Raw genomic sequence first — 24,252 nt, 5'->3', positions numbered from 1 at the left:
GCACTCATCAGTAGTCAGTTTACAGTCAAAGCGATAAAAAAGTAAAAAATAAAACAATAAATATTCTTGCTCCGCCCGAGTAAGAATCCCTCCCTTTTGGGAGGTTAGGAGGGGCTTATTTTATGAAGAAAGATACATCAACTATCAATTCACTAGAAAACGAAGCGATTTATATCATGAGAGAAGTGGCAGCACAGTTTGAAAAACCTGTGTTATTATTCTCTGGAGGAAAAGATTCAATTACTTTGGTAAGATTAGCTGTTAAAGCATTTTATCCAGCAAAAGTGCCTTTCCCTTTAATGCATATTGATACTGGGCATAACTTCCCAGAAACGATAGAATTTAGAGACCGTTTATGTAAAGAATTAGGTTTAGAGTTGATTGTTAGAAATGTACAAGATTCTATAGATGAAGGTAAAGTAAAAGAAGAATCTGGTCGTTACGCAAGTAGAAATATGTTACAAACTACAACGCTTCTTGATGCACTTGAAGAGTTTAAGTTTGATGCTGCTATTGGAGGAGCAAGACGTGATGAAGAAAAAGCAAGAGCTAAAGAACGTATTTTTTCTGTACGTGACGATTTTGGTCAATGGGATGAAAAAAACCAGCGTCCAGAATTATTTGATATGTTGAACGGAGACATTAATCACGGACAAAACGTACGTGTGTTCCCAATTTCAAACTGGACAGAATTAGATGTTTGGTCTTATATAGAAAAAGAAAACATTGAAATTCCTTCAATTTATTTTGCGCACAAACGTAAAGTCTTTTTAAGAGATGGCATGATTTGGTCTGCAGAAGACGATGTGGTTTATAGAGATGATAATGAAGAAGTCTTAGAAAAAATGGTGCGTTTTAGAACGGTTGGAGATATGAGTTGTACTGCAGCAGTATTATCAGATGCAGTATCTATTTCTAAAGTAGTTGAAGAAATTAGAGACTCTTCTATTTCAGAGCGTGGTGCTAGAATTGATGATAAGCGTTCTGAAGGAGCCATGGAAAAACGTAAACAACAAGGGTATTTTTAGAATTTGCTTTAGCAAATTTAGCCTTTAGCTTTTGGCTTTTAGCCATTAGCGAAATAAAACGAATTTAAAAATAGGTTGAGGTGATTAGCCAACAGCTAAAAGCCAACAGCCAACAGCCAATAAAAAATGGAAGTATTAAAAATAGCAACAGCAGGAAGTGTAGATGACGGGAAAAGTACGTTAATAGGACGTATTCTTTATGATACAAAATCATTAACATCAGATAAGTTAAAAGCGATTGAAGATAAAAGTGAACAACTTGGGTATGATTACTTAGATTTTTCATTAGCCACAGATGGTTTAATGGCTGAAAGAGAACAAGGAATCACCATTGATGTTGCACATATCTATTTTTCAACTAAAAAGAAAAGTTACATCATCGCAGATACTCCTGGTCACGTAGAATATACGCGTAACATGGTTACAGGGGCTTCAACATCTCAGGCTTCTATCGTTTTAATTGATGCTAGAAAGGGTGTAATAGAGCAAACCAATCGTCACTTTTTTATCAATAATTTATTGAGAATTAAAGATGTTGTAGTGGCTATTAATAAAATGGATTTAGTTGATTATTCTGAAGAGGTTTACAATAAAATTAAAGCTGATTTTACAGAATTAATGAGCAAAAGAGATTATCAAGACCAAAAAATCACGTTCATTCCAGTAAGTGCTTTAAAGGGTGATAATGTTGTAAACAAATCTGATGAAATGCCTTGGTATAAAGGTGAGGCTTTATTAGAACATTTAGAACAATTAGATAAAGCAGATATTTTTAACGCTGGTACACCACGTTTCCCTGTGCAATATGTAATCCGTCCAAAAACTGAAGACTTTCATGATTATAGAGGTTATGCAGGAAAAGTTTATGGAGGTGATTTAAGTGTTGGTGACGATATTATTGTGTTACCATCAAAAACAAGATCTAAGATTAAAGACATCTATTTCTACGATGAAAAGTATGAAACGGCATCTAGACGTTCTTCAGTAACTATCACTTTAGAAAACGATATTAATGTAAGTCGTGGAGACATGATTGTTAAAGAGAACGATTTACCAACTATCGATAAGCAATTTACAGCAAATGTTTGTTGGATGGATGCAGATCAACTCACGCCTGGAGGGAAATATATTGTTCAGCACGGTGTTAATAAAGTATTAGCAAAAGTAGATAGAATCAATCATAAAATCAACCCAGATTATTCAGGTTTTGAAAAGGATGTAACCGGCTTAAATATCAATGATATTGCTTCAGTAACATTCAAATTAAACAAGCCAATTTTTTACGATCAGTTTAAAAATCATAGAACTAATGGGTCGTTTATTATAATAGATCCACAATCATTCAATACGGTTGGAGCTGGTTTTATTCAGTAGAGAAGCCCCCTAGCCCCCATGAGGGGGAATTAGCAGGTTTTCGAATAAAAAAATAATAACAATATTCTTACTTCGCCCGAGTAAGAATCCCTCCCCCACGGGGAGGTTAGGAGGGGCTTTTATTATGCAAAGTTTTGAAACAGAAATAGAAAATCCTATAGTACAAAAGGATATTATAGAATTAGCCAAAAAAATTGAGCTTTTTCATAACGGAAAAATAGACGAAGAAAAATTTAGAAGCCTTCGTTTGGCTCGTGGTGTTTACGGTCAGCGTCAAGAAGGCGTTCAAATGATACGAATTAAAGTGCCTTACGGAAAGTTAAAAAGTAATCAACTACGTAGAATCGCTGCTGTATCAGATGAGTATTCTCGAGGTCGTTTACACATAACAACACGTCAAGATATTCAAATTCACTATGTAGATTTAAATAGAACTCCAGAGCTTTGGGCTGAGTTAGAAAAGGATGAAGTTACAGTTCGTGAAGCTTGTGGAAATGTAGTTAGAAATGTAACTGCTTCTGAAACTGCAGGTATCGATATAGATGAACCTTTTGATGTGTCTCCTTATGCAGACGCACTTTATAAATTCTTTTTACGTAACCCAATTTGTCAAGAAATGGGACGTAAATTTAAAGTATCTTTCTCTTCAACAGATGAAGATACAGGATTATCATACCTACACGATATAGGATATATTGCTAAAGAAAAAGATGGAGTTCGTGGATTTAAAGTGATGGTAGCTGGTGGTTTAGGTTCACAACCGCGTCATGCAGATGTATTGTACGACTTTATTGAAACTGATAAAATCATCCCAATCATGGAAGGTGTTTTAAGAGTTTTTGATCGTTATGGTGAGCGAAAAAGTAGAGCTAAGGCGAGAATGAAGTTCTTAGTGAAAGATATAGGGTTAGAAGCTTTTAAAGAATTAATTGCTGAAGAACAAAAAGCGATCGAATTTAAAAGTGTAGCTATTGATGCTGATGCTTATGTAGCTTCTAAACCAGTTTCGGTTGATGTACCACAAGTTGAAATTAAGGATCAAGAGGCATTCGAATTATGGAAATCAACAAACTTAATTCCTCAAAAACAAGTAGGATTTGTTGCCATTGGAATTAAAGTGTTATTAGGTGATTTTTATACTGATAAAGCCCGTTTATTAGCTAATTTAGTTGATAAATATGGTGCAGGTGAAGTACGTTTAACATTACGTCAAAACATCGTTATTCCTTTTGTTAAAGAAGATTTAGTGCCGTTATTCTACACAGAATTAGCGAAATTAGGTTTTGTAGAAGCAGGTTATAACAAAGCGATTGATATCACAGCTTGCCCAGGAACTGATACATGTAACTTAGGAATTGCAAGCAGTACGGGTATTTCTGTGGAATTAGAGCGTATGCTTAAAGCAGAATATCCTCAATATTTAAAGAACGAAGATTTAGTTATAAAAATTAGTGGATGTATGAATGCTTGTGGGCAACACAATATGGCAAATATTGGTTTCCAAGGTATGACAGTTCGTACTCCAGAAAAATTAGTAGCGCCAGCATTACAAGTTTTATTAGGTGGTGGTAATTTAGGAGATGGAAATGCTGCATTTGCAGATAAAGTAGTAAAAGTACCTAGTAAAAGAGGTCCTGAAGCATTAAGAAGAATTTTAAATGATTTTGAAGCAAATGCAAATGGAAAGCAATTTGTTGCCTATTATAAAGAAAAAGGTGAGAAGTATTTTTACGATTTTTTGAATGATTTGCAAGATGTTTCCAATTTAACTCAAGAAGATTTTATTGATTGGGGTGAAGATGAGAAATATGTAAAAGAAATAGGAATTGGAGAATGTGCTGGTGTAGTAATAGATTTAATTGCAACTTTGTTTTTAGAAAGTGAGGAGAAAATTGATAATGCAAAAGAAGCTTTTGAAAACGAAGTGTATTCTAGCGCGATTTATTATGCTTACCAATCTTTAGTTAATTCTGCGAAAGCGTTATTGTTAGCAGAGAATAAAAAGACAAATACACACGCTGGAATTATTTCACAATTTGATGATATATTTGTAGAAAGTGGACAGATTGATTTAGGAACGTCGTTTGCAGAGTTAATTTACGAAATCAACAAAAACGCACCATCAAAGGAGTTTGCATTGAGTTATATTTCTAATTCAGATAAGTTTTTAGCTGCCGTAAGAGCATTTAGAGCAGCACAACAAGAAGCGTAATTTTATAATAATACATGAATATAAACACCCCAAAATTAACCGTTGTAGGTGCAGGTCCAGGAGACGAAGATTTAATTACGCTTAAAGCAATTAAGGCTATTGAATCGGCAAATGTTATTTTGCATGATGCACTTATAAACGAATCGTTACTTAAATATGCTTCAAAAGGTGCTGAGCTTATTTTTGTAGGGAAGCGAAAAGGGTGTTATGCTTTTCAGCAAGAGCAAATTAACGAGCTAATAGTTACTAAGGCCAAAGAAAAAGGGCATGTAGTAAGGTTAAAAGGCGGCGACCCATTTGTTTTTGGTCGTGGTGCAGAAGAGATTGATTATGTTAGAGAATTTGGTGTAGAAACTTTTATGGTTCCAGGTATTTCATCAGCTTTGGCTGTGCCGGCCTATCTAGGAATTCCATTAACAAAAAGAGATTCGTCTGAGAGTTTTTGGGTAGTAACAGCTACAACAAAAGACCATGCGTTATCTAGTGATGTTACTTTAGCAGCAAAATCAACCGCAACTATTGTTATTTTAATGGGCATGCATAAATTAGCTGATATTGTTAAGGTGTTTTATGCTGAGAATAAAAGAAACGTGCCTGTAGCCATTATCCAAAATGGTACTCGTGATAATCAGAATGTGGGTATTGGAACGATACGTAATATTCAACAAGTTGTAAAAGAAAAACAACTCGCAGCACCAGCAATTATAATTATTGGTGATGTTGTTAAGGATCGTGTGGTGTTAGATTCAATTCGTAAAGAAGTTGAGAAGGACTAAATAATGGAAAGAAATAATTTATATCCTATTTTTTTAAAAGCTAAAAGCCTAAACGTACTTATTGTTGGTGGAGGTAACGTAGCAGAAGAGAAATTAACATTTTTATTAAAGTCTAGTCCAGATGCTCATGTTACTATGGTGTCTCCCATGTTTAGAGAGGCTACTATTGAGTTAGCAAAAAAAGGTTGTGTAACCTTGATTGAAGATGTTTATAAAAAAAAGTATTTAATTGGCAAGCATATGGTTGTTGCAACGACAGATGTACCTGAAGTAAATGTTCAGGTCTGGAAAGATTGTAGAGCTGAAGCCAAATTAGTAAATGTTGCTGATAACCCACCATATTGTGATTTTTATATGGGAGGTATTGTAACAAAAGGAAATGTAAAAGTAGCGATTAGTACCAACGGAAAATCGCCAACTACAGCAAAACGTTTGCGCCAGTTTTTTGAGGATGTTATTCCAGAAAATGTAGACGATTTGGTCAAGAATTTAAACGAATATAGAAAAACAATAAAAGGTGATTTCGAAGAAAAAGTGGAAACGCTAAATGAATTCACAAAAGGATTAATTGAAAAAAAAGAATCTTAGTAATGATTAAAACAGACATACTTATTATAGGCGCGGGGCCAACTGGATTATTCACAGTATTTGAAGCTGGATTGTTAAAACTTAAATGTCATTTAATTGATGCTTTACCACAACCTGGTGGACAATGTTCAGAATTATATCCTAAAAAACCAATTTATGATATTCCAGGATTTCCTGAAATTTTAGCGGGAGATTTAACAAAAAATTTATTGGAACAAGCAAAACAATTTGAGCCTGGTTTTACTTTAGGTGAACGTGCAGATACTGTAGAAAAACAGGAAGATGGTACGTTTATAGTAACTACAAATAAAGGGACAAAGCACCAAGCGCCAGTTGTTGCTATTGCTAGTGGGTTAGGTAGTTTTGAGCCTAGAAAACCACAACTTGAAAGTCTTTCGAAATATGAAGATAAAGGTGTGGAGTATATGATTAAAGAGCCTGAAGTGTATCGCGATAAAAAAGTGATCATTGCTGGTGGTGGAGATTCTGCATTAGATTGGAGTATTTTTTTAGCAGATGTTGCAGAAAGTGTGACACTTATTCATAGACGTAACGAATTTAGAGGGCATTTAGATTCTGTTGAAAAAGTTCAAGAGCTAAAAGATGCTGGAAAAATAAACCTTATTACACCTGCTGAAGTCACTAATATTTTAGGAGATGGTAAAGTTGAGGCTATAGAAATTACTAAAAAAGATGAAGAACCTTTTACTTTAGAAACCGATCACTTTATACCTTTATTTGGGTTGTCGCCTAAATTAGGGCCTATTGCGAATTGGGGGTTAGAGATTGAAAAAAATGCAGTAAAGGTTAATAATGCGTTAGATTATCAAACTAATATTCCAGGTGTATTTGCTATTGGTGATGGGAATTACTACCCTGGAAAATTAAAACTAATACTTTGTGGTTTTCACGAGGCAACTATCATGTGTCAAGCGGCATATAAAATTATACATCCAGGGAAGAAAAATGTTTTAAAGTATACTACAGTTTCTGGTGTAGATGGATTTGATGGCTCTAGAAAAGAAGCTCCAAAAGCAGTAGTGAAAGCTATTAGTTAATACTATTATTGGCAGATTTGCCCCGCGTTAGGGATTGTAGAGGAAAGCCCACAGCCCGACGAAGGAGGTGCGAGGACTTGCAACGTAAAGCCCGACCGCCTGCCCTGAGCGGAGACGAAGGGTGTGGTAACGCCCAAAAACATAATAAAATAGACAATCCTGCAAGGTTTTAGACCCTTTGCAGGATTTAGTTTTTAAAATAAGAGAGATTTACAAGTTTAAGTTTTACTTTTATTAACTTAAATTAAAAGCATTATTAAAGCATATAATACAAATGAAAAGTTATAACGTTTGTCTTAAGGATACCGCAAAAAAGTTTACTAAAAGATTATTTTACTCCTTGTTTGATTGTGAGCAAGAAGAAGCTCATGGTAACTATTTAGAGAAAACATTTGTTGAAATTGTTTCCAAATTAGGCATTGAAAACGGTAAGGATATTTGGGCAACTTTTAAAATCCAACTCCCAGAAATAAGACAAAAACTAGATTTAGACGCTATTGCTTTTGAAAATAATGACCCAGCATCACATAGTTTGGCTGAGATTTATTTAGCGTATCCGGGTTTTTATGCCATTTCAATTTATAGGTTGAGTCATGCGCTTTATAAATTAGGCGTATATATTTTGCCAAGAATGATGAGTGAATATATTCATGGTATTACGGGTGTAGATATTCATCCGGGGGCAACTATAGGGGAGTCGTTTTATATAGATCATGGTACAGGAATTGTAATTGGTGAAACATCAATAATTGGTAAGCATGTTAAAATTTATCAAGGGGTGACTTTAGGAGGTATTTCAGTTTCTAAAAGTTTGGCGTCTACAAAACGTCACCCAACAATTGAGGATAATGTATGCATTTATGCTAACGCTACAGTTTTGGGTGGCGATATCACAATAGGTGCAAATAGTATTATTGGTGCGAACGTTTGGATTACCCAATCGGTTCCAGAAAATTCGTTAGTTACCTATCAAACAGAAATAAAAATTAGACCTAAAAAGAATGGAATTCAAGAATAGTATTATTGGTCAAATAGGCAATACGCCGTTAGTAGAGGCAACACATCTTATTTCAAAAAAGGGTGTGAGATTGTTCTTGAAATTAGAAGGTAATAACCCTGGTGGAAGTGTTAAAGATAGACCTGCTTTTAATATGATTAATGAAGCTTTGAAACGTGGCGACATTAAAAAAGGTGGTACTTTGGTTGAAGCAACTAGTGGGAATACTGGAATTGCTTTAGCATTTATTTCAAAATTATTAGGATTAAATATGGTGTTAATTATGCCTGAGAATTCTACTGAAGAACGTGTTAAAACTATGCGAGCTTATGGTGCGGAGGTTATTTTAACATCTTCAGATATTGGTATTGAAGGTTCAAGAGATTTAGCTTTTAAACTTAGAGACGAAAAAGGGTATACGTTGTTAAATCAGTTTGAAAACCCTGATAATTGGAAAGCCCATTATAAAACTACAGGCCCAGAAATTTGGGAAGCTACAAATGGGAAGATAACTCACTTTGTGTCTGCTATGGGAACTACAGGTACTATAACAGGAACATCAACATATTTAAAAGAAAAAAATAAAGATATAACGATTGTTGGCGCGCAACCCGCAGACGGAGCGAGAATTCCAGGGATTAGAAAATGGTCGCCAGAATATGTGCCTAAATTTTTCGATCCTAAAAAAGTGGATATTGTGGTAGATGTTACCGCAGAAGATGCTAAACAAACAACTATTAATTTAGCTAAAGAAGAAGGCATATTTGCAGGAATGAGTAGTGGTGGTTCTGTGTTTTGTGCTTTAACTATTGCAGAACAAATAGAAGAAGGTATTATTGTAGCAATTATTTGCGATAGAGGTGATAGGTATTTATCTTCTACTTTGTTTGAATAGCTTAAATCTTAATAATTTTAAAACCGAAAAACTTTAATTTAACTTGGAGTTCCGACAGGGTCGGAATCAACGATTTTAGAAATAATGAGCTGAAAAGCTAGTTGGAAGCTAAAATTTAGGATGGAAGTTAAGTACTTCGTTTAGAAATTTAAATATTTATTTATTGGCGAATGGTGCTTAGCAATTTCCTATAAATCGTTTTGATTTTTTGGTTCGTTTTGTATCAAGACAAAATGAATAAATAAAATTAAGACTTTTTTTATCAAGATTAAGCTGAATTTCATTTTAAAAAGAAACACCAAGGAACAAAAATTAAAATCACAAGTTATAAAAAAGACTGTGCAGTATAAGGAAAACAAAAATATAGTTAGTACTTTTGTGTGCGAGTTCATTAACGTACTAGTGTTATCAAGAAAGGTAGAGGGATTAGACCCGTTGAAACCTTGGCAACCCTTTAGCTTTTAAAGAAGGTGCTAAATTCTACTAATATGAAAGTGTTGGAAAGATAACGAAAGGTATTTCCATAACTTTTCTTGATGACATGCAGATAATAAATATCAAATGTCAAGTATACAACAAGCATTAAAAGAACGAATTTTGGTTTTAGATGGCGCTATGGGCACCATGCTTCAAGCTTATAAATTCACGGAAGAAGATTTTAGAGGCGAGCGCTTTAAAGATTACCCAACACCATTACAGGGTAACAACGACTTGTTGTCTATTACACAACCTGAAGCTATAAAAACCATTCATGGAAAATATTTTGAGGTTGGAGCAGATATTGTTGAAACCAACACGTTTTCTGGAACAACAATAGCCATGGCAGATTACCAAATGGAAGATTTGGTATATGAGCTAAATTACGAGTCTGCTAAAATAGCAAGAGAGGTTGCAGATGAGTTTACTGCTAAAGAACCACATAAACCACGTTTCGTAGCGGGTTCTATCGGGCCAACAAACCGAACAGCAAGTATGTCTCCAGATGTTAACGACCCTGGATTTAGAGCTGTAACTTTTGATGAATTACGAATAGCTTACAAACAACAAGTTGAAGCATTAGTTGATGGCGGTGTAGATTTGTTACTAGTAGAAACTGTTTTCGATACACTTAATGCAAAAGCAGCATTATTTGCTATTGAGGAAGTAAAAGATGAACGTGGCATTGAAATACCAACCATGTTAAGCGGAACTATTACCGATGCTTCTGGAAGAACCTTATCTGGTCAAACGGCCGAAGCATTTTTGATTTCTGTGTCGCACATTTCATTGTTATCTGTTGGGTTTAATTGTGCTTTAGGTGCTAATTTATTGCAGCCTCATTTAGAAGCCATTGCTAATAAAACAGATTTTGCAGTTTCTGCACATCCTAATGCAGGTTTACCAAATGCTTTTGGAGAATACGATGAAACTCCAGAAGAAATGGGCGAGCAAATTGAAGAGTATTTAAAAAAGAATTTAATAAATATTATTGGTGGTTGTTGCGGAACATCGCCAGAACATATTAAGGTAATTGCAAATATTGCAGCGAAATATAAACCGCGTGAGTTTGTTACTCTGAGCGCAGTCGAACGGTCTAATTAAACAAAGGACTATGATTCTAGAAGTAGCCACATTAAACATAAAGAAAGGACGTTCTACAGAATTTGAAATTAATTTCAAAAAGGCAGAGTGTATTATTTCTTCAATGAATGGTTACGTTTCACATCAAATGAAAAAGTGTCTTGAAGAAGACGATAAATATATATTATTAGTAAACTGGGAAACGCTTGAAGATCATGAAATCGGATTTCGTAAGTCAGCAGAATATCAAGAATGGAAAGCGTTGTTACATCATTTTTATGAACCATTTCCAACAGTAGAACATTATAAGTAATGAAAATAAAACAAACGAAATATATGAAATTGTCTGGTTTAGAACCTTTGGTTTTAAATGAAAACAGCAATTTTATAAATGTTGGAGAACGTACTAATGTTGCGGGTTCTCGAAAATTTCTTCGGTTAATAAAAGAAGAGAAATTTGATGAGGCCTTAGATATTGCGCGTCATCAAGTAGATGGCGGTGCGCAAATTATCGATATTAATTTTGATGACGGATTAATTGATGGTAAAGAAGCCATGATTCGGTTTTTAAACTTGATAGCTGCAGAGCCAGATATTTGTCGTGTGCCCATTATGATTGATAGTTCAAAATGGGAAATTATTGAGGCTGGACTTCAAGTGGTGCAAGGTAAATGTGTTGTAAATTCTATTTCGCTTAAAGAAGGTGAAGAGAAATTTATCTACGAAGCTAAGCAGATAAAACGTTATGGAGCAGCGGTAATAGTAATGGCTTTTGATGAGGTTGGGCAAGCCGATAATTACGAAAGACGTATAGAAATTGCACAACGATCGTATGATGTATTAGTAAATAAAGTTGGTTTCCCGTCAGAAGATATCATATTCGATTTAAATATATTTCCTGTAGCAACAGGAATGGAAGAACACCGCAGAAATGCTATCGATTTTATTGAAGCCACTCGTTGGGTGCGCCAAAATTTAGAAAATGTTTCGGTAAGTGGTGGTGTTAGTAACGTATCGTTTTCGTTTAGAGGAAATAACGGTGTTCGCGAAGCAATGCATTCGGTATTTTTATATTATGCGATTCAGGCAGGTATGAATATGGGTATTGTAAATCCAGCGTTATTAGAGGTTTATGATGATATTCCAAAGGATTTATTAGAGCATATTGAAGATGTTATTTTAGATAGAAGAGAGGATGCAACGGAGCGTTTATTAGATTTTGCTGAGACTGTAAAAGGTTCGAAAGTAGAAAAGGGATTAGATTTATCATGGCGTGAAAACCCATTACAAGATAGAATTACGCATGCTTTAGTAAAGGGACTCGATGCTTTTATTATTGAGGATATCGAAGAAGCTCGATTAGCAGCAGATAAACCAATTGAAGTTATTGAAGGCAATTTAATGATTGGTATGAATGTGGTTGGGGACTTGTTTGGTGCAGGTAAAATGTTTTTACCTCAAGTAGTGAAATCTGCTCGTGTCATGAAAAAAGCAGTAGGTTATTTAAATCCGTTTATAGAAGCTGAAAAAGGTGATAAACAAGAGCCTGTTGGAAAAATATTAATGGCAACCGTTAAAGGAGATGTACATGATATTGGTAAAAATATTGTGAGTGTGGTATTAGCTTGTAACAATTATGAGATTGTTGATTTAGGAGTTATGGTACCACCAGAAAAAATTATAGAAGCTGCTATTAAAGAACGTGTAGATGCTATTGGGCTTTCTGGTTTAATCACACCATCGTTAGATGAAATGGTGTATTTAGCTAAAGAAATGCAACGTCAAAATTTTGAGTTACCATTACTTATTGGTGGAGCAACTACCTCAAAAGCACATACGGCTGTTAAAATTGATACACAATATAAAAATGCGGTTGTTCATGTAAATGATGCCTCCAGAGCAGTAACGGTTGTGGGCGATTTGTTAAATAAGAAAACATCGCACGCGTATGTTGCTGAAATGAAAAAGAATTATGATGAGTTCCGAACTAAGTTTTTAAAACGCGGAAAAGAAAAATCATATATATCCATTGAAGAAGCGCGTAATAGAAAATATAAAATTGATTGGGAAACATCTGAAATTGTAAAACCTAAAGAATTAGGTGTTCAGATTTTAAAGCAATTAAGTTTAAAAGAATTAGAACCATTTATAGATTGGAGTCCGTTTTTTAGAAGTTGGGATTTACATGGTAAGTTTCCAGATATTTTAACCGATAAGGTTGTTGGAGAACAAGCAACCATAATGTATAAAGAGGCTCAAGAATTAATAAAAGATATTATAGCGAAACAATCTTTAAAACCTAAAGCTGTTTTTGGTTTGTTTGAAGCAAATACTATAAACGAAGATGATATTTCGGTTAATAAAAAAGGACAAGATGCCTTTGTTTTTAGAACGTTGCGTCAGCAATTAAAAAAGCGTGAAGGCGTTCCTAATCATGCGTTATCTGATTTTGTTGCACCAAAAGAATCGGGTAAAACAGATTATATGGGAGCGTTTTGTGTGGGTATTTTTGGAGCGCAAGAATTAGCCGATAGTTATAGAGATAAAGAGGATGATTATAACGCCATAATGGTACAGGCTATTGCCGATCGTTTTGCTGAAGCGTTTGCCGAATATTTACATAAGCAAGTAAGAACCAAACATTGGGGTTATGCTGCAAATGAAGATTTAACTAACAACGATTTAATTAAAGAAAACTATAAAGGTATTCGTCCAGCGCCAGGGTATCCGGCATGTCCAGATCATTTAGAAAAGGAGACGATTTGGGAGTTGTTAGAGGTTGAAAAACTTATTGGTGTTAGGTTAACCGAAAGTTTGGCGATGTGGCCAGCTGCTGCAGTTTCTGGATATTATTTTGGTAACGCCGAGGCTAAATATTTTGGTTTGGGTAAAATTACTGATGACCAAGTAACGGATTATTCAGAACGAAAAGGAATTACAAAAGAGAAAGCTAGGAAATGGTTGCACCCAATTTTGGCTCAAGAATAGATATGAAATTTATAGAATTAACATTGGGTAGTTATATTATATCTCACGGATATGATAATAAAAACAAAGAGGCTTTACAGCATGTGTATTCTGAAACATTTTCGAAAAAAATAGTTCCTGTTTCTAGAATAAAATCTGTTAGTGAGAAATATATTTTAACAGATTATGTTGATGGTAGATGGATATATTGGGAGTATGAAGAGAATTTTGAAGATGTAAAAAAAATGTTGGGATAGCCCACAGCCCGACGTAGGAGGTGCGAAGACTTGTAACATAAAGCCCGACCCTTGTGGTAACGCTAAAAAAATGAAACTAAAATTGATAAGATTTTCGCTTTGACGGAATGACAAAAATAATTTATGAAGGTAACAGACCATATTAAGAACGCTAACGGAAAAACATTGTTTTCGTTTGAGGTGATACCACCTAAAAAAGGTAAAAACATACAGGATTTATATAATAATATAGATCCTTTAATGGAATTTAAGCCGCCGTTTATTGATGTAACAACTTCAAGAGAAGAGTATGTCTATATTGATAAAGGAAATGGCCTTTTAGATAAGCGTATTACGAGAATGCGACCTGGAACCGTTGGGATTTGTGCGTCTATTATGCATAAGTATAAAGTAGATGCTATTCCGCATTTATTGTGTGGTGGTTTTACAAAAGAAGAAACCGAATATGTGTTGGTAGATTGCCACTATTTAGGTTTAGATAATGTTATGGCACTTCGTGGTGATTCTATGAAGGATGAGCCTTATTTTAAGCCTGTTAAAGGCGGAAATGCATATGCTAGTGAATTGGTAGCGCAAATTGCTACGCTTAATAGGGGTCAGTATTTGCATGATGATGTTGTGGTAGAGCATAATTCTGATTTTTGTATAGGTGTTGCGGGTTACCCAGAAAAGCACATGGAGGCACCATCTTTAGTTACAGATTTAAGGCGCTTAAAAGAGAAAGTTGATGCTGGTGCAGATTATGTGGTGACACAAATGTTTTTTGATAATAACAAGTATTTTGAGTTTGTTGACGCGGCAAGAGATATGGGTATTAACGTACCTATTATTCCAGGTATAAAGCCTATTGCGGTAAAGCGTCATTTACAAATTTTACCTCAGGTTTTTAAAATCGATTTACCTCAAGATTTAATTGATGCGGTTGAGGGTTGTAAGGATAATAAAGCGGTAAGGCAGGTTGGTGTCGAGTTTGCAATCCAGCAATCTAAAGAGTTGCGTGCAGCTGGTGTTCCTGTTTTGCATTATTATTCTATGGGTAAAAGTGATAATGTTAAGGCTATTGCTGAGGCGTTATTTTAATAAGTGCAGTACTAGTTCCTGGATATGAAATTATTTGTTAGTTGTGTTATAAGTTTTATTAGTCTTTTTGTTTTTGGTCAAGATAAAACAAACACATCGTATGTGGATGTGAATTATTTTTATGGAAACATTGCGCTTCATAACAACGAAATTCTTCATTTAATTACAGGACATCCCGAAGGTGTTATTTTAAGTTGGAATAAAAAAACCTACGGTTTTCAAGATTGGGAGCAGCGTTTTAATTATCCAGATTATGGGGTTTCGTTTACATATCAAGACATGAAGAATCCTGTTTTAGGAAATAATTATGCGCTTTATGCACATTATAATTTTTACTTTTTTAACAGGAATGTCATGTTTCGAATTGGGCAAGGTATGTCGCATAACACAAATCCCTATGATAGAGAAACCAATTTTAAGAATGTAGCGTTTGGTTCTAAGTTTGGTAGTAGCACGTATGTGATGCTAAATTATAAAAAGGAGCGAATTTTTGATAGGTTTGGTTTGCAGAGTGGGTTTTCGTTAATCCATTACTCGAATGCGAATGTAAAATCGCCTAATAACGGTACAAATTCTATAACCTTTAATGTAGGTTTAACGTATAATTTAGAGGAAAAGAATTTAGAGTATCAACACACGTTAGATAGAAAAGAAGATCAAGCTTTTTCTGAGCCTATTAAATATAATTTAGCACTAAGAGGCGGAATTAACGAAAGCGATATTTTTGGAAGTGGACAATATGCCATGTATGTGGTATCGGCCTATGCAGATAAGCGCATTAATAAATCTAGTGCGTTACAATTAGGTACAGATGTATTCTTTTCTAATTTTTTAAAAGAGTTTATTTACTATAGAAGTGTTGCTTTTCCTGAAGATGGACTTACTGGAAACGAAGACCATAAGCGTGTTGGTGTTTTTGCTGGGCATGAATTGTTTATAAACAAAACATCACTAATTACGCAGTTAGGTTATTATGTGTATTATCCTTTCGATTTTGAAGGGCGCGTTTATACGAGACTAGGTTTAAAACGCTATTTTGCTAAAAAATGGTTTGGTACGTTGTCGTTAAAATCTCATGGTGCGAAAGCTGAAGGGGTTGAATTTGGAATTGGTGTTCGATTATGAAAAAATTAATTTACATATTGACGGTGTTATTGGGTTTTGCTTGCGATAGCGAAGATGCAGGTAATTGTTTCCAGAAAACAGGAAGCCTTATAGAACAAGAAGTAACACTTTCTAGTTTTGATAAAATTTTAGTAAATCGCGATGTCGCCTTAATTATTAAAGAAGGAGCAACCCAAAGTGTTATAGTTGAAACTGGCGAAAACCTAATGAACGATGTTATTGCAGAAGTAGTTGATGGTGTTTTGGTTTTAACCGATAATAATACCTGTAATTATGTTAGAGACTATGGTGTTACTAAAGTATATGTTACAGCGCCAAGTATTACTGAAATTAGGAGTTCTACGCAATATGATATTAGTTCTGATGGTATTTTAACCTACCCAAGTTTAACTATTTTGTCTGAAGATTTTGGTATGCCTGGAAGCTTTAATGTTGGTGACTTTAGATTGCAAATAGATAATAATACTTTTAATGTGGTGTTTAATAATCTATCGGTTTGTTATGTTTCAGGAGAAACCGATAATTTGAGTGTTACATTTGCAGCAGGAACATCCAGATTTGAAGGACGTGATTTAATTGCTCAAAAAGTTACAATATCTAATAGGGGTTCAAATGATATGATTGTAAACCCACAACAAGAAATTACAGGTAAAATATCAGGAATTGGAGATGTGATTTTAGTGAACACACCTCCAATTATTGATATTGAAGAAGTTTATAGAGGGCGTTTAATTTTTGAATAACCCTACTGATTGTTTTGCTATTTCTAGCTCTTCATTTGTTGGTATAACCAGTACTTTTACTTTTGATGCATCTGTACTTATTACGGTTAATTTATCTGGTCTTACTTGATTTTTTTCGGCATCCAAAGTTATTCCTAAAAAGTCCATGTCTTCACAAACGCGTCGTCTCATTTCAGGAGAGTTTTCACCTATTCCTGCAGTAAAAACTATAGCGTCAAGTCCATTTAAAATGGCAGCATAACTTCCTAGATATTTTTTAATTCGGTATGCATTCATTTGTAATGCAAGTTGGCAGTCTTTATTCCCTTTTTCAGCTTCAGCTTGAATATCTCTTAAATCACTATAACCTGTTAATCCTAACATACCACTTTTCTTTTGAAGCATCGTGTTTATTTCAGCTACGGTATAGTCAAATCTTTCAGCTAAATAGAATATTATGGCTGGGTCTATATCACCAGATCGAGTACCCATAATGAGTCCGTTTACTGGAGAAAATCCTAAAGAATGATCAATACTTTTTCCGTCTTTTACAGCGGTCATACTACATCCATTTCCTAAATGAATGGTAATGATATTTGATTGTTTTTTATCTAAATATTCAATAGCTTTTTCTGATACGAATTTATGACTTGTGCCATGAAAACCATATAAACGAATATTATGTTTATCTAAAAACTCATTTGGAATTGCATATTTGTAAGCATGCTCCGGTATAGACTGATGAAAAGCTGTATCAAACACCGCTACTTGTTTTGCATTTGGAAATATAGCTTCAGCAACCTCAATCCCTTCTAAATTTGCTGGGTTATGTAACGGGGCTAAACTTGACAGTTCTCTAATTTTGTTTTTTACAGCAGGAGTAATTTCGGTAGTTGCTGTAAAATGTTGACCTCCATGAACTACTCTATGCCCAACAATATCAATGGCATCAGTAGATTTTATAATTCCAGTTTCTTTATTTAATAATTGTTTTGATAGTAACTCTAAACCAACTTTATGGTTTGGGATAGCTTGAACAACTTCAATACTATCTTTGTCGGTTTTGAATTTGAATATGGCATCATCTAATCCAATACGCTCAATTAATCCTGAACATAGGATTGTTTTTTTGGGCATTGAAATTAATTGAAATTTTAAAGATGAACTTCCTGAGTTTAAAACTAATACTTGCATATCTTAAAGGTCTTGAGCTTGAATTGCGGTTATAATTACGGTACTGTAAATATCATCTGAAGTACAGCCTCTACTTAAATCATTTACGGGTTTGTTTAATCCTTGTAGCATTGGGCCAATTGCCAATGCACCAGTTTCACGTTGCACCGCTTTGTATGTGTTGTTTCCTGTATTTAAATCTGGAAAAATTAATACACTTGCTTGTCCTGCAACTTCAGAATCTGGTAATTTACTTTTTCCAATACGCATATCAACTGCAGCATCATATTGAATTGGACCCTCAATTTTTAAGTTAGGATCTTGTGCTTTTGCTATTTCTGTTGCTTTTCTAACACGTTCTACATCTTCACCTTTTCCTGATGAGCCAGAAGAATACGATAGCATAGCAACTTTAGGTTCAACACCAAAATCCTTAGCCGTTTTTGCTGATGAAACAGCTATTTCTGCTAACTGTTCTGCATTAGGATTTGGATTAATAGCACAATCTCCGAAAATAGATACTCTATCTTCTAAACACATAAAGAAAACTGAAGACACAATATTTGCTCCAGGTTTTGTTTTTATAAACTGTAAAGCAGGACGTAATGTGTGGGCCGTTGTGTGTACAGCACCAGAAACCATACCATCTGCATGTCCTTTGTAAATCATCATAGTAGCAAAATAAGAAACATCTGTCATGGTATCTCTTGCCATATCTAAGTTTACATTTTTATGTTTTCTAAGTTCATAAAAAGTATTTACATAATCTTTAAAGTGAGGTGAATTTTGAGGATCAACAATATTAATATCATCAATATTTAAAGGAATATCATGTTTTATAATAAGTTCTTGTATTCTTTCTTTTTCACCGATTAATGTTAATTCTACAACATGAGCATCGATTAATTTAGCGGCAGCACGTAAAACGCGTTCGTCATAACCTTCAGGAAGTACAATGTGTTTTTTATCTTTCAATGCACGTTGTAACAGATTGTATTGAAACATTCTAGGCGTGAAAATATCAGATTGAAAGGTAACTAAGTCTTCAGAAAGCTTTTTAGTAGCTACATGTTGTTCAAAAGTAGCTATCGAAGTTTCAATTTTTTCGGTGTTTTCAGCGTAAATCCTAGAACGAATTTTACCAATTCTATTGGTTATGCTAAAGGTTCCTTGTTTAACACTAACTATTGGTACAACACTTGAAAGCCCTTCAATTAATTTTAAAATAGAATCTTCAGGAATTAATCCTCCCGTTAAAACAATTCCAGAAATTTTAGGGTAATTTTTCGAAATATTTGCTTGTAATGCGCCTAAAATAATATCGGCTCTATCGCCTGGAGTTATAACTAACGCATTTTCTTTTAAATGGGTTAGGTAATTACGTAATTGCATAGCACCAACACTATAATTTTCAGATTGATTGTTAATCATATCTTTTCCAAAAAGTATATTACCACCTAAATTTTTAGTAATTTCTTTAATTGTTGGGCTGGCTAAACTGTTAATTTTAGGGATTACAGTAATGTCTGTTCCACTATTTATCCTTGTTTTTAAAAGGGATTTTAGTGTTTCAACATCACCAGGGTTAACTTTGTTAGTCATTATCGAAAGCACATCTACTTCTTCTTTGAAAGCGTCGTGTGCTAATTGAACATTCTCTACAACTTCAGATAATGATTTTCCATCACCTTGAGAAACTATAATGGCTGGTAAGCCTAAATTTTTAGAAATTAAAAGATTAATATCTAATTCTAAACTTGAATTTTCATGCGAGAAATCGGTACCTTCTACTAGAACAAAATCAAATCGCTCTTCAAGATATTTATATTTCTTAATTATTTCATCAATAACATCGCCAGACTTTCCTTTGTTATATAAATCTAAAACCTCACTCCTTGTATAAGCAAACGTTTTTTTATAATTTATATCTAACTCGAAATAAGACACAACCGTATTAATATGGTTATCCATTTCTCCATCTACTGTATCTTCAATAATTGGTCTAAAGTATCCTACTTTAGCGGTTTTACCTAAAAGCATACGCATTAAACCAAGCACTACTACTGATTTACCACTATTTGGTTCTATAGTAGCAACATAAATTCCTTTACTCATTATATCTATTTAGTTAAGTGAAAAATACTTTTAAACCTTTTTATTGGTTTTATGTATTTAAGTACTTATAATTTATAATTAATCATGGGACAAAATTACTATCAGAATATCAATGTTTAGATGATATTTGTCATAAATTAAATTGGTTAACCAATTTAAGTAAAAATAGCTTTTAAAAGTAGTTTTCTATAGAAAATGATGTAAAAAAATAATTTCACCAATTTATTGATTAGTTAATTCTCTAAACATACTCTCTAAACTTGCATTCTTTTGGTTTAATTGAAGAATTTTTAATTGATTATCATGAGCAAAATCAAAAACATAAGAACGCATATCTTCTGATGTTTTAAAAGTTATTTCATAAACAAAATCATGAGTATTTATAACGTTTTCAACCTTTGGGAGTTTTAGTAAAAAAGCATCTTCTACACGGTAGTCAAACTCTACAATAACAATTTGTTCGTTTTCGTCTCTAAGATCTTTTAGTTTTTTATCGGCAACTATTTCACCTTTATTTATAATTATAACACGATCGCACATGGCTTCAACTTCCTGCATGATGTGAGTTGACAGGAATATTGTTTTTGTTATTCCGATAGATTTTATAAGATTCCTAATATCAACTAATTGGTTTGGGTCTAAACCTGTTGTAGGTTCGTCTAAAATTAAAACATCTGGGTCGTGCAACAAAGCATTAGCTAAGCCAACACGTTGTCTGTAGCCTTTTGAAAGTTGATTTATTTTTTTATGGGCCTCTGGAGTAAGTCCTGTTAATTCAATAACATCATTAATACGCTGTTTGCTAACTCCGTATATTTTTGCGTTAAAGGTTAAATACTCTTTAACGTATTGCTCTAAATATAATGGGTTATGCTCAGGAAGGTAGCCTACACTTTTTTGTACCTCTTTTGAATTACTATCTAAATTATAGCCATTTACTTTAATTTGCCCTTTGTTTACTTTTAAATAAGTAGTTAAAATTTTCATCATAGTCGATTTTCCTGCTCCATTTGGGCCTAAAAAACCAACAATTTCTGGTTTGCCAACTTTAAAAGATATGTTGTTTAAGGCTTTTTGATTGCCATATATTTTGGTTACCCCTTCAACTTCAATAGACATAATTAAAATAATTTGTTCAAAAATAAATGATTATCCAATGTAACAAGACTTTTACTATAAAATCTTTAAAACTTTTCAGAAAAATAAAAAAAAGGTTTTATAGTATTTTGTATTCTTAAAATAATAATTACTTTAGCCACTCAATTATGACAATGACAACAGGTTATACATATTTTAGCAACTGGTTCTATTTCTTTTTTAGCAAAAAGAACGAGGCGTTGTATGTATAATTTATAATAATAAATTAGAATATGAGTCTCGATGAAAATCGAGACTTTTTTTTGTTTAGCCCGTATTAGATTGAATTTAGAACTATAGAAAAATTAAATTTTGATAAAAACAGTAGCCATACAAGGTGTAATAGGATCATTTCACCACATAGTATCACAGGAGTTTTTTAATACCCCTGTTGATGTTATTGAGTGTATGACCTTTGATAGCGTTGTAGATGCTTTAATTACAGAAGAGTGTGATGCTGCTATAATGGCCTTAGAGAATTCTATTGCAGGTTCTATAATACCAAATTATGCATTAATTGATAAGTACGGTTTGCATATTGTAGGTGAGCATTATTTAGATATTCAGCATAATTTAATGGCTTTACCAAATCAAAAAATTGAAGATATTAAGGAAGTATATTCTCATCCTATGGCATTGTTGCAATGTAAGGAGTTTTTTAAACTACATCCGCATATCAAATTAGTTGAAGATAAAGATACTGCCGAGGTTGCACGTCGTATTCAAGAGCATAAATTGCCTGGAATTGCGGCTATTGCAAGTGTTGCAGCTGCTGAAATTTTCGAGTTAGATATTTTGGCGCATAGCATACAGACTATAAAGCACAATGAAACCCGTTTTGTAATTGTAAAACGTACAAATTCTGAAGTGCCAGAAAATGAAATAAGTAAAGCTTCAGTAAAATTTGAAGCAAATCATAAACGAGGAAGTCTCGCCACTATTTTAAACGTGATGAGCGATTGTAGGCTGAATTTAACAAAAATTCAATCCTTACCAATTGTTGAAACACCTTGGAAGTATGCTTTTTTTGTAGATGTTACTTTTGAAAACTATTTAGATTTTAAAAAAGCAAAATCTATAATAGATATTATGGGCGAAGAATTTAAAGTGTTAGGAGAATATAAAAATGCAAAATTATGATTGAGCCAGCTAACAGGTTACAAACCGTTGAAGAATATTACTTTTCTAAAAAATTAAGAGAAGTAAATTTGCTTATAGCAAACGGAAAGCCTGTTATTAATTTAGGTATTGGGAGTCCAGATTTGCAGCCGCCAAAAAAGGTGTTGTCTGCTATTTCTGCAAGTATTGAAAACCCTATTGCTCATAAATATCAAGGCTATCAAGGGCTTCCAGAACTAAGAGATGCTATATCTAGATTTTACAAAACGCAGTTTTCTGTAAATTTAAGTCCAGCAACAGAAATACTTCCTTTAATGGGAAGTAAAGAGGGAATTATGCATATTTCATTGGCTTATTTAAATGAAGGTGATGAAGTATTGATTCCAAATCCAGGGTATCCAACCTACCAATCGGTAACAAAATTAGTAGGGGCAAAGGGTGTATTATATGAGCTTGATGAAGCAAACAATTGGATGCCAGATTTTAAAGCTTTAGAGCGTAAAGATTTAAGCAAGGTGAAGTTAATGTGGGTAAACTATCCGCATATGCCAACAGGAGCCAAGCCTAGTAAATATGTGTTTGAAGAATTAGTAGCTTTTGGAAAACGTAATAATATTTTAATTGTAAATGATAATCCTTACAGTTTTATATTAAACGATTCTCCTAAGAGTATATTAAGTGTTGAAGGCGCTAAAGATGTATGCTTAGAGTTAAACTCTTTAAGTAAAACCTTTAACATGGCAGGTTGGCGCGTAGGAATGGTTGTGGGAGCAAACGAGCATATTAATAATATTTTGAAGGTTAAAAGCAATATGGATTCTGGTATGTTTTATGGCATACAAAAGGGCGCTATTGAAGCTTTAAAATGTTCAAGCATGTGGTTTGCTACATTAAATAATGTATATGAAGGCCGTAGAAAATTAGTTTGGAAATTAGCCGATGCATTAAATTGTACTTATGATAAAGAAGCTTCAGGGCTTTTTGTTTGGGCAAAATTGCCAGCATATTTAAAGTCTGAAGAATTTATAGATTTAGTACTTAAAGAGAATCATATTTTTATAACACCGGGAACCATATTTGGAACTCAAGGTGAAGGTTACATAAGGTTTTCTTTATGTGCATCAACAGAAGTTTTAGAAGAAGCAATAGCTAGAGTGAAATAATGAAAAATATATACGCCATAGGAGTCGGTTTAATAGGAGGTAGCCTTGCTATTGATATCAAAAAGAATAATCCAGATGTGATTATCCATGGTATTAGTAGAAAAGATGCAACACTTAATAAAGCTCTAGAGTTAAACCTAATTGATAAAAAAGCGACTTTAGACGATCTTGGGAATGCCGATTTAGTAATAGTTTCAATTCCAGTTGATGCTACAGTAAAATTATTGCCAACTATTTTAGATAAAATATCAGATAACGGTTTGGTAGTTGATGCAGGATCAACTAAGGAAGCTATTTGTAAGGCTGTTGAAAATCATCCAAAACGCAGAAATTTTTTAGCCATGCACCCTATTGCAGGAACAGAACATTCTGGACCAACGGCAGCTATTGAAGGGCTGTTTATTGGAAAAACAAATATTGTTTGTGAGGTTGAAAAAACAACATTTAAATTACAAGAAAAAGCATTAAAGTTATTTACAGATATTGGGATGCGTATTCGTTACATGAACCCCAAAGACCACGATAAACATATCGCTTATGTGTCGCATTTGTCACATATAAGCTCGTTTATGTTAGGGAAAACGGTAATTGATAAAGAAAGAAACGAACGCGATATTTTTGATATGGCTGGTAGTGGATTTGCATCTACGGTGCGTTTGGCAAAAAGTTCGCCAGAAATGTGGACACCAATTTTTAAACAAAATAAGGCAAATGTTATTGAAACGCTAGAAGAGTATATAAACAATCTCACGCATTTTAAAGAGTTAATGAAAAAAGATGATTTTGATGCCATTTTTAATGAGATGGAAAACACAAATCATATAAAAGATATTTTAAAAGGAATACATTAAACTAAACACAAAAAAAAGAATACATCAAATTCCAATTTGAAACTGAAAATAGCTT

At 33.7% G+C, this 24,252-nt stretch carries 21 protein-coding genes and 1 riboswitch; of the genes, 18 read left to right on the top strand and 3 right to left on the bottom strand.

Annotated elements, in window-relative coordinates; genetic code table 11:
- Window positions 1-122: 122 nt before the first annotated feature.
- The 15 genes from cysD to SJY43_RS01820 all read left to right on the top strand — a co-directional run bounded on the left by cysD (window position 123) and on the right by SJY43_RS01820 (window position 16,660).
- On the top strand, window positions 123-1,028 hold the full coding sequence (cysD, locus tag SJY43_RS01890; RefSeq protein ID WP_396602158.1) for a sulfate adenylyltransferase subunit CysD: 906 nt from the start codon (window positions 123-125) through the stop codon (window positions 1,026-1,028).
- Between the two features lie 126 nt (window positions 1,029-1,154).
- Window positions 1,155-2,402 carry a sulfate adenylyltransferase subunit 1 gene (locus tag SJY43_RS01885; RefSeq protein ID WP_396602157.1) on the top strand — a complete coding sequence of 416 codons (1,248 nt, stop codon included), beginning with the start codon at window positions 1,155-1,157 and terminating at the stop codon, window positions 2,400-2,402.
- A gap of 124 nt (window positions 2,403-2,526) precedes the next feature.
- Entirely contained in the window at window positions 2,527-4,614 is a 2,088-nt protein-coding gene (locus SJY43_RS01880; protein ID WP_396602156.1) for a HEPN domain-containing protein, read from the top strand.
- A 14-nt stretch (window positions 4,615-4,628) separates the two neighbouring features.
- Entirely contained in the window at window positions 4,629-5,390 is a 762-nt protein-coding gene (gene cobA, locus SJY43_RS01875; protein WP_396602155.1) for a uroporphyrinogen-III C-methyltransferase, read from the top strand.
- A gap of 3 nt (window positions 5,391-5,393) precedes the next feature.
- Window positions 5,394-5,978, top strand: coding sequence for a bifunctional precorrin-2 dehydrogenase/sirohydrochlorin ferrochelatase (locus SJY43_RS01870; RefSeq protein WP_396602154.1), 585 nt, complete (start codon window positions 5,394-5,396; stop codon window positions 5,976-5,978).
- Between the two features lie 2 nt (window positions 5,979-5,980).
- Window positions 5,981-7,036 (top strand): NAD(P)/FAD-dependent oxidoreductase, encoded by a 1,056-nt coding sequence (locus SJY43_RS01865; protein ID WP_396602153.1) that lies wholly within the window; start codon window positions 5,981-5,983, stop codon window positions 7,034-7,036.
- A 274-nt stretch (window positions 7,037-7,310) separates the two neighbouring features.
- Window positions 7,311-8,054 (top strand): serine O-acetyltransferase EpsC, encoded by a 744-nt coding sequence (gene epsC / locus SJY43_RS01860; RefSeq protein ID WP_396602152.1) that lies wholly within the window; start codon window positions 7,311-7,313, stop codon window positions 8,052-8,054.
- The gene (gene cysM / locus SJY43_RS01855; protein ID WP_396602151.1) at window positions 8,038-8,928 is read left to right on the top strand and encodes a cysteine synthase CysM; all 891 of its coding nucleotides are present in this window, start codon (window positions 8,038-8,040) and stop codon (window positions 8,926-8,928) included. Before epsC ends, cysM begins: the two co-directional genes overlap by 17 nt.
- A gap of 402 nt (window positions 8,929-9,330) precedes the next feature.
- Window positions 9,331-9,440: riboswitch (SAM riboswitch) on the top strand.
- A 49-nt stretch (window positions 9,441-9,489) separates the two neighbouring features.
- Complete coding sequence (locus SJY43_RS01850) at window positions 9,490-10,509, top strand: homocysteine S-methyltransferase family protein (protein WP_396602150.1); 1,020 nt, start codon at window positions 9,490-9,492, stop codon at window positions 10,507-10,509.
- Between the two features lie 10 nt (window positions 10,510-10,519).
- Window positions 10,520-10,801 (top strand): antibiotic biosynthesis monooxygenase family protein, encoded by a 282-nt coding sequence (locus tag SJY43_RS01845; protein WP_396602149.1) that lies wholly within the window; start codon window positions 10,520-10,522, stop codon window positions 10,799-10,801.
- A complete protein-coding gene (metH, locus tag SJY43_RS01840) occupies window positions 10,801-13,476 on the top strand; it encodes a methionine synthase (protein ID WP_396602148.1) in 2,676 nt (891 codons plus the stop codon). The genes SJY43_RS01845 and metH overlap by 1 nt, the downstream gene beginning before the upstream one ends.
- Window positions 13,477-13,478: 2 nt before the next feature.
- Window positions 13,479-13,712: a hypothetical protein gene (locus SJY43_RS01835; protein WP_396602147.1), complete on the top strand. Its 234-nt coding sequence runs from the start codon at window positions 13,479-13,481 to the stop codon at window positions 13,710-13,712.
- A 123-nt stretch (window positions 13,713-13,835) separates the two neighbouring features.
- Window positions 13,836-14,792, top strand: a complete 957-nt coding sequence (metF, locus tag SJY43_RS01830; protein ID WP_396602146.1) for a methylenetetrahydrofolate reductase [NAD(P)H] — start codon at window positions 13,836-13,838, stop codon at window positions 14,790-14,792.
- Between the two features lie 24 nt (window positions 14,793-14,816).
- On the top strand, window positions 14,817-15,917 hold the full coding sequence (locus SJY43_RS01825) for an acyloxyacyl hydrolase (protein ID WP_396602145.1): 1,101 nt from the start codon (window positions 14,817-14,819) through the stop codon (window positions 15,915-15,917).
- On the top strand, window positions 15,914-16,660 hold the full coding sequence (locus SJY43_RS01820; RefSeq protein WP_396602144.1) for a head GIN domain-containing protein: 747 nt from the start codon (window positions 15,914-15,916) through the stop codon (window positions 16,658-16,660). The genes SJY43_RS01825 and SJY43_RS01820 overlap by 4 nt, the downstream gene beginning before the upstream one ends.
- Here SJY43_RS01820 and SJY43_RS01815 read toward each other — a convergent pair.
- The 3 genes from SJY43_RS01815 to gldA all read right to left on the bottom strand — a co-directional run bounded on the left by SJY43_RS01815 (window position 16,646) and on the right by gldA (window position 21,046).
- Window positions 16,646-17,833, bottom strand: coding sequence for an acetate/propionate family kinase (locus SJY43_RS01815; RefSeq protein WP_396602143.1), 1,188 nt, complete (start codon window positions 17,831-17,833; stop codon window positions 16,646-16,648). The two genes, SJY43_RS01820 and SJY43_RS01815, sit on opposite strands and share 15 nt — an antisense overlap.
- A 3-nt stretch (window positions 17,834-17,836) precedes the next feature.
- Window positions 17,837-19,927 (bottom strand): phosphate acetyltransferase, encoded by a 2,091-nt coding sequence (pta, locus tag SJY43_RS01810; RefSeq protein ID WP_396602142.1) that lies wholly within the window; start codon window positions 19,925-19,927, stop codon window positions 17,837-17,839.
- Between the two features lie 222 nt (window positions 19,928-20,149).
- On the bottom strand, window positions 20,150-21,046 hold the full coding sequence (gene gldA / locus SJY43_RS01805) for a gliding motility-associated ABC transporter ATP-binding subunit GldA (RefSeq protein WP_396602141.1): 897 nt from the start codon (window positions 21,044-21,046) through the stop codon (window positions 20,150-20,152).
- A gap of 330 nt (window positions 21,047-21,376) precedes the next feature.
- On the opposite strand from gldA, the gene SJY43_RS01800 reads away from it, so the two are divergent.
- From SJY43_RS01800 to SJY43_RS01790, 3 genes are read left to right on the top strand one after another with little or no spacing between them, the layout of a single operon-like run.
- Window positions 21,377-22,204 carry a prephenate dehydratase gene (locus SJY43_RS01800; RefSeq protein WP_396602140.1) on the top strand — a complete coding sequence of 276 codons (828 nt, stop codon included), beginning with the start codon at window positions 21,377-21,379 and terminating at the stop codon, window positions 22,202-22,204.
- Window positions 22,201-23,346 (top strand): pyridoxal phosphate-dependent aminotransferase, encoded by a 1,146-nt coding sequence (locus tag SJY43_RS01795; protein ID WP_396602139.1) that lies wholly within the window; start codon window positions 22,201-22,203, stop codon window positions 23,344-23,346. The genes SJY43_RS01800 and SJY43_RS01795 overlap by 4 nt, the downstream gene beginning before the upstream one ends.
- On the top strand, window positions 23,346-24,197 hold the full coding sequence (locus SJY43_RS01790) for a prephenate dehydrogenase (RefSeq protein ID WP_396602138.1): 852 nt from the start codon (window positions 23,346-23,348) through the stop codon (window positions 24,195-24,197). The genes SJY43_RS01795 and SJY43_RS01790 overlap by 1 nt, the downstream gene beginning before the upstream one ends.
- Window positions 24,198-24,252 lie beyond the last annotated feature (55 nt).

Origin of the sequence: Algibacter sp. R77976, assembly GCF_044594645.1 — a bacterium.
Lineage (GTDB): Bacteria > Bacteroidota > Bacteroidia > Flavobacteriales > Flavobacteriaceae > Algibacter_B.
This window is presented reverse-complemented; position numbering and strand designations above follow the sequence as displayed.